The sequence below is a fragment of the Luteibacter sp. P4_E6 genome (assembly GCF_056401535.1).
This window is the reverse complement of record NZ_JBFUJE010000613.1, coordinates 1-2167: the sequence shown is the minus strand read 5'-3', so window position 1 is coordinate 2167 and position 2167 is coordinate 1. Positions and strand designations below refer to the sequence as shown.

Annotated in this window: 1 protein-coding gene; it reads left to right on the top strand. The window is 64.6% G+C overall.

Features of this window, described 5'->3' with window-relative positions:
• The first annotated feature begins 45 nt into the window (after window positions 1–45).
• Window positions 46–2073: a translocation/assembly module TamB domain-containing protein gene (locus AC1DT2_RS21475; RefSeq protein WP_477298606.1), complete on the top strand. Its 2028-nt coding sequence runs from the start codon at window positions 46–48 to the stop codon at window positions 2071–2073.
• The last annotated feature ends 94 nt before the right edge of the window (window positions 2074–2167 follow it).

Below are 2167 nucleotides of genomic sequence, written 5' to 3'. Positions count from 1 at the left end.
GCAACGTTCCGTGTCGTTCATCTGAGTTTGGCAGAATGGCCGAGCATGCTCGCCGTATCAACCCGCACGCTCGTCCTCATTCTTGTCGCCTGCGCCTTGTTCGCGGGATCGGGAAGCGTTTGCGCGGGCGTTTCCGTTGGTGCCGATAGCCTGTCCTTGCCCGGGGTGGCCATGACCGGCATGGAGGCCGACATAAATGCGGCACCAGGCGGACAAGGGTTGCAGATCACGCTGTCAGCCAGGCAGGCCGATATGCCCGCCATGGGCTGGCAGAAGCTGGGCGTGGCCCTCGACGGAGGGCTTGATCGCGACGAGCTCGGGCGCTGGGTCTTCGACGGCGCGCTTCGGCTGAAGGGCGCGCCAGGCGGCGCACTGACGAATGCGCGCCTGCACATGGTCGCCGACGAATCGGCCAACACGCTCGAGCTCTCGGTAACCCAGGACAAGGGGAGCGCCAGGATTGCTTTGCCGATCGATCAGACCACCCACGCCCAGATCACCCTGAAGGGCCTGCCGGCCGGATGGCTCAATGGCCTGCTGTCCACCGTCTGGTCGGGTCACACCACCACCGGCCGTGTCGACGCGGATCTTGCCCTCGATCTCCTCGACAGCGGCATACAGGCCGGCGGCCAGTTCGCCCTTGACGGGATGGGTTTCGACAGCCCGGGCGGCAAACTTGCCGGGCAGAAACTCTCGGGAAGCGGGAGGCTGGGCATCGACAGCCATGCTGGCAGCACCTCGATCGACCTCGATGCCAGCCTGCGCGGTGGCGAAATCCTCCTAGGCCCGCTATACGCCGCCTTGCCCGCGCATGCCGTGCAGCTGTCGCTCGCGACGCGTTCCCAGAAAGGCATCCTGTCGATACCGCGTCTGCGACTGACGGATCCGGATGCACTGCAGCTGGAGGGCGAACTGGGCTTCAACGCGAACGGTGACCTGGCGCAGCTCCAGCTGGACCACTTCAACGCGCGTCTTCCCGCCGCCTATGACCGTTACGGCAAGGGATGGCTGCGTAGCCTGGGTATCGATGAGCTGGTCGGCGCGGGCGAGATCAGCGGGCAGGTCAGCCTCGACGCGGGTGGCCTGACGGCGTTTGCGCTGCAGACCAGCGGCCTCGATCTATCACTCGCCCAGGGCCGCCTTGGCGTCTCGGGCTTGCATGGTGCTCTGGACTGGAGCGCCAAGGGCGACCGCCCGGCGACGAAGCTCGGATGGCGTGCCCTGCAGGTCTATCGGATTCCCAACGGCGCCGCCGACGCAAACTGGCGCAGCCGCGGCGGCGCACTGACGCTGGAAAAGCCACTTGCCATTCCTGTCCTCGACGGACAGCTCCGCGTGCAGAGTCTGGCCTGGAAGCCGGCGGCGGCGAGCGGTGAGCGCCTGCAGACGTCGCTGGCGCTGACCCAGATCGACATGGGGGCGCTATGCCGCGCGCTTGGCTGGCCTGAGTTCAAGGGCACCATCGGTGGCGCCATACCTTCGATGCGCTACGTGGACGACCGCATGGAGATGGGGGGTGGCCTTTCGCTCAACGTCTTCGACGGCTTCGTTGACATCACTCGCATGACTGTCTCGCAACCCTTTGGGAATGCTCCGGTTCTCACCGGCGACATCGCGCTGCGCCAGCTCGATCTCGCACTGCTCACCTCGGTGTTCGACTTTGGCAGCATCACCGGGCGTCTCGACGGTGCGTTGACCGGTCTCCGTCTTGTCGCCTGGAAACCGGCTGCCTTCAAAGCCAGTTTCACGGCGAACGACGGTGGCCGGATCAGTCAGAAGGCCGTCAACAATCTCACCGCCGTCGGCGGCGGTGGTATCGCGGGCGGTATTCAGGGCACCGTGCTGAAGATCTTCAAGACGTTCGGCTACAAGCGCATCGGGCTGACCTGTGTGCTCAAGGGCGACGTGTGTTCCATGGGTGGGCTGGGCAATGCGAAGGATGGCTACACTATCGTCGAAGGCAGCGGCTTGCCGCGCCTCACGGTGGTGGGCCATCAGCGGGAGGTCGACTGGCCGACCCTGGTAAGGCGCTTGCAGGCGGCCACGGAAGGTGGTGGACCGGTGGTACGATGATCATTAGAAAGGAAGTTAACAATGATGCATAAAGCACTGATTGGAATCGTTACGTCTGCTGCCATTGCCTTGGTCGGATGTGTCACCATCAATG